This is a genomic window from Streptomyces sp. NPDC051940 (assembly GCF_040680895.1).
Classification (GTDB): Bacteria; Actinomycetota; Actinomycetes; order Streptomycetales; family Streptomycetaceae; genus Streptomyces.
In genome coordinates this window covers 1-4,738 of the sequence record NZ_JBFAXR010000246.1, presented here as the reverse complement: position 1 = coordinate 4,738, position 4,738 = coordinate 1, and the positions used below count along the sequence as shown (strand labels likewise).

General features: G+C 73.7%; 3 protein-coding genes. All 3 read right to left on the bottom strand.

What is annotated here, in order from left to right; translation table 11 throughout:
• Nucleotides 1-44 precede the first annotated feature (44 nt).
• Complete coding sequence (locus AB0M28_RS39895) at nt 45-2,531, bottom strand: ATP-binding protein (RefSeq protein WP_365415655.1); 2,487 nt, start codon at nt 2,529-2,531, stop codon at nt 45-47.
• Nucleotides 2,532-2,725: 194 nt separating this feature from the next.
• Nucleotides 2,726-3,043 (bottom strand): STAS domain-containing protein, encoded by a 318-nt coding sequence (locus tag AB0M28_RS39890; RefSeq protein WP_365415653.1) that lies wholly within the window; start codon nt 3,041-3,043, stop codon nt 2,726-2,728.
• Nucleotides 3,044-3,239: 196 nt separating this feature from the next.
• A complete protein-coding gene (locus AB0M28_RS39885) occupies nt 3,240-4,088 on the bottom strand; it encodes a 3-hydroxyacyl-CoA dehydrogenase family protein (protein ID WP_365415651.1) in 849 nt (282 codons plus the stop codon).
• Between the last annotated feature and the right edge of the window lie 650 nt (nt 4,089-4,738).

Below are 4,738 nucleotides of genomic sequence, written 5' to 3'. Positions count from 1 at the left end.
GGTCCGGTACGTGGTGTACCGGACCCGGGGCCGTTCGCCTTACCTCAGATGGTGCCGGTGCCGCCGGCGGTCGTGCCGCCGTCCGAGCCCTCGGTCGTGAGGCCGGCGGCGTTGGTGCCGGCGGTGGTCGTGGTGCCGCCGTCCGTCGTGGTGCCACCGTCGGTCGTGGTGCCGCCGTCGGTCGTCGTACCACCGTCCGTCGTGGTGCCGCCGTCGGTCGCCGTACCACCGTCCGTCGTGGTGCCGCCGTCGGTCGCCGTACCACCGTCCGTAGTCGTACCGCCGTCGGTCGTGGTGCCACCGTCCGTCGTCGTACCGCCGTCCGTCGTCGTGCCGCCGTTCGTCGTCGTACCGCCGTTGGTCGTGGAGCCGCCGCCGGTCGAGGAACCACCCGTGGTGGACGACCCGCCCGTCGTCGACGACCCGCCGCTCGTGGTCGAACCGCCCGTCGACGAGCCCGACGTGCCGGGGGCCGTGGAGCCCGGGGTCGCGCCGGGGGTCGTCGGGTCCGCGGACTTCGAGGGCTTCTTCGAGGGGTCGCCGCTCGTCGCGTCGTCGGCCGGGAGGCCGTCCTCGCCCTCGACCTCGTCCGCCGAGGAGTCCACCTCGACCTGGTCCGGCCGCTTCTTCCCGCCCTCGTTCCCCTCGCCCATCGCGCCCACCGTGAGGACGACGCCGAGCACCGCCACCACCGCGGCCGCCGCGCCGGCGGCGATCAGGTTGCGGCGGGCGCCGCGTCGCGCCGAGGGCGCGCGGTCGCCGTCGGGGGTGATGTCGGACTCGGGCGCGGCATGGCCGAGGAGCACCGTCGGGTCCTCCGGCGGCGCGATCGTCAGCTCCGGCCGGCCGGCGGTCGTCTCCAGCTCGGGGAGCGGGAGTTCGAAACCGCCCACGTCCGCGACGAGGGCGAGGGCCCGCCGGCTGGCTATCTCCCCGCCGCGGTCGGCGGTGGCGCCGCGCAGGGCGAGGGACGCCTCCAGCTCGGCCCGGGCCCGGTCCAGCGCGCCCCCGCACAGGGCGAGGATGCCGAGCTCGTGGTGGAAGTACGCCTCCTCCGCGACCTCACCCGAGATGCGCGCGGCCTCCTGCCCGAACCGCAGGGTGCGCTCCCAGGCGCCCCATGCCAGCGCGACCATGAACGCGGGCGCCGCGGCGCGGGCGAGGACCACGGCGGCGTTGGCGTGCCCGGACTCGCGGCGGGCGAGCAGCGCGGTGAGCGCCGCGAGCACCACGTCCGCCTCGGCGGCGACGCGCTCGGCGGGGACGGAGGCGTGCCCGGCCCACCAGGCGTAGTGCTGGGCCACGGTGAGGACCGGGTCCTCCACGTCCGGGCGCGGGTCGAGCAGTCCGGAGCCGCGGAGCTGCGCGGCGACGCCGACCGCCAGCTTGTAGCCGCCGCCGGACTCGGTGATCAGCCCGTACGACTGGAGTTCGGCGAGGGCGACGTCCGCGCGGGTGTCCTCGGTGAGCGCGGGGAGCTGCGCGTGGTGGGGCACCTCGCCGTCCAGCGCGGCGGCCATGATCAGGGCCTCCCGGGCGGCCCCGCTGCCGCGGGAGGAGAGCAGCGGCGCCGCGGCGGCGCTCTCCGCCAGGGTCGGCAGGGGTACGGCGATCTCCTCGCCCTCCGCCGGCGGTTCCGGGGTCTCCGCGAGCCGGGCGGCGAGTTCCACGTCCCGCTGCCGCAGCAGCCCGCCGGCCTGGACGAACCGCAGCGGCAGTCCCTCGGACTCGAACCACAGATCGCCGGCCCAGGCGCGCTCGTCGTCGTGCAGCGGCCGCTCGACGGCGAGTTCGAGCAGCTGCAGACAGCTGCGCCGGCCGAGGCCGGTGAGGAATATCTCCTCGAGCTGCGCCTCCGCCGACGGGGACGATATGTCCGGAGTGGCGGTGATCAGGAAGGCGCACTCGGGGGTGGCGGCGAGCAGTTCGTCCAGCGCGGACCCGCCGAACTCGATGTCGTCGACCACGACGACCGCGCCCACCTCGGCCAGCGCCGCGAGCAGCTGCGGCCGTTCGGGGCGCGTGCGCTCGGCGCGGAAGACCATCCGGTACAGCTGGTGCAGCAGGTCGCCGACCGTGTGGTGGCGGCCGGAGAGGCGGATCACACCGTCGGGCGCCAGCGCCCCGCAGTCCGCCGCGACGGCCTCGACCAGCTTCGTACGGCCGGCCCCGGAGACACCGGTGACCCGCACGGAGCGGCCCCGGGAGAGCAGCCGGACCAGCCGCTCGCGTACCTCCTCGCGCTCCAGCAGCGGCAGCTCGGCCACGGGCGTGCCGGGCAGCAGGGGCGGTGTGGTGGCGGCTCTGCGGGCGGCGGTCTCCGATTCGGAGAGCCGCTCGGGCGGGCCCGGTCGCTCCTCCGGCCGGCAGGGCTCGGCCTGGCTGCCGTCCACGGGATTCGCGGTGATCCGGTAGTCCCCGGCTATCAGCTTCACGGCGCGGCCGGCGCTGACCACCGGGCTGCCGAAGGCAGGCGTGAGCCCGCTCGGGCCAGTGCGGTCAGGACGCTGGCGCTTGTTCTTCGGGTCCATGGAGATTTTTTCCCCCTACGTGCCGCCCGCCCCCGGATTCTGGTGCGGCGGATAGCGGCAGCCTAGACCGTTCGGATGGCGGAGCGAACAGCTGAGCCTTTCCGCCTGCTCAGCTGTCACCCAATCGTTGAACAGCGGTCCCAGAAGTCACTCGGGTAAGGCTCACGCGTAAGGCAGCTCACGCGATTGGCGGCTCACGCGTCAATTGCCGGGGCGTGCTCGATCGCGAGAATTCGGTGCAGCCGCGTCGCGATCAGCAGTCGCTGCATCTGTGGCGGAACCCCGCGCAGCACCAGCCGCCTGTCGGCCCGCCCGGCCCTGCGATGCGCCCCCATGATCACCCCGAGCCCGGTGGCGTCCCAGGAGTCCAGTCCGGTGAGGTCGAGAATCAGGTCGGAGCCGGCCTCTCCGGAGTCGACCGCGTCGTGCAGGACCGTACGGGCGTCCGCCGCGCTGCGGACGTCGAGGCGGCCCCCGACGACCAGCTCGGCGTGGTCGCCCCTGATATACATGTGCGCTCCCCGAGTCCTCTGCGGTGCTGTTGTGTCCGTGTGCCTGTTGTTGCCTTTACTGATCTGACTGCGTACGGCTACGTCAGGTTGCCGTCTGTGCGCATATCGATACGGAATTCACTCCTGCGAGTGACCTCGGTGCCACGTTCGCCGTCCGTCGGCGTGATGTGTTCCGCTTCGCCCCCGTATCCCGCGCTCAATGCTGATAGAAGCCCCTGCCGCTCTTACGCCCGATGTCGCCGGCGTCCACCATGCGCCGCATCAGCTCCGGAACCGCGAACTTCTCGTCCCGCGACTCGGTGTAGATGTTCTCGGCGGCGTGCAGCAGGATGTCGACGCCCGTCAGGTCCGTGGTGGCCAACGGGCCCATGGCGTGCCCGAAGCCGAGCCTGCACGCGGTGTCGATGTCCTCGGCGGTGGCGACGCCCGACTCGTACAGCTTCGCGGCCTCGACGACCAGGGCGGTGATCAGCCGGGTGGTGACGAAGCCGGCCACGTCGCGGTTGACCACGACGCACGTCTTGCCGATCCCCTCGGCGAACTCGCGGGTCCGGGCGAGGGTTTCGTCGCTCGTCTTCAGCCCGCGGACCAGCTCGCAGAGCTGCATCATCGGCACGGGCGAGAAGAAGTGCGCGCCGACGACGCGCTCCGGCCGCTGCGTCGCGGCGGCGATCTTCGTGATCGGAATGGCGGAGGTGTTGGACGCGAGGACGGCGTCGTCTTTCACCAGCCCGTCGAGGGTACGGAAGATGTCCTGCTTCACGTCGAGCCGCTCAAAAACGGCCTCGACGACGATGTCGGCGTCGGCCGCCTCGTCCAGGTCGGTGGTCGTCCGGATCCGCGCGAGCGCGGCGCCGGCGTCGTCGGCGTCGAGCTTCCCCTTCGCGACGAACTTGTCGTAGCTGGCCTTGATGCCGTCGACGCCGCGGGTGAGCGCGGCGTCGGTGACGTCCCTGAGCACGACGTCCCATCCGGCCTGCGCCGACACCTGGGCGATGCCCGAGCCCATGAGACCGGCGCCGATGACGGCGAGCTTGCGACCCACGTTGTCCCCTTGCTGTGTGGTGCGGTTCCGCTGCGCGGTGCGCTGCGCGCTGGTCGCGCGCTCTGCCTCCCGCCTTTCGCCTCCCGCCTTCGGCCTTCCGCCTGCGGCGGGGGCGGCCCGGCGCGGCCCTTGGCGGGGACACTAGCGGGGCGCGGGGCTTCCCGGTGCCCTAAGAGATGCGTATCACGTCCCAGTTGGCGGACATCACACCCCACCGCGCGCGGAACCTCCCCGCGCGGCGGCCGTTGGGATGCACCGCCCCGCGCGCCACGTTGCGCGCGCCTCGCGCTGTGGTCCCGGGGGGCCTCTCGGGCGCGGGGCCGCCGCGCCCGCCCGTGCCGCCCCCTGGGCGACCCAGCCGCCCGCAGCGGTGCCACGTCAGCCGCCCGCCAGACATCAGGGCGGAGGTCCACCCCCAGCCCGTCCGGCGCTTGAGGCCGAGCGCCGCCAGGCGCGACGCGGGCGCGGCCCGCAAAGGGGGCCCGGGGGCACAGCCCCCGCAGCGCAACGCAACATGCAACCCGTCCGGCAACTAAGGACAAGGCACGCAGCGCCGACAAGCCGGCGCCCAGGCATCAGGACGCAGGGCCCACCCCCAGCCCGTCCGGCGTTTGAGGACGAGCGCCGCAGGCGCGACGCGGGCGCAGCCC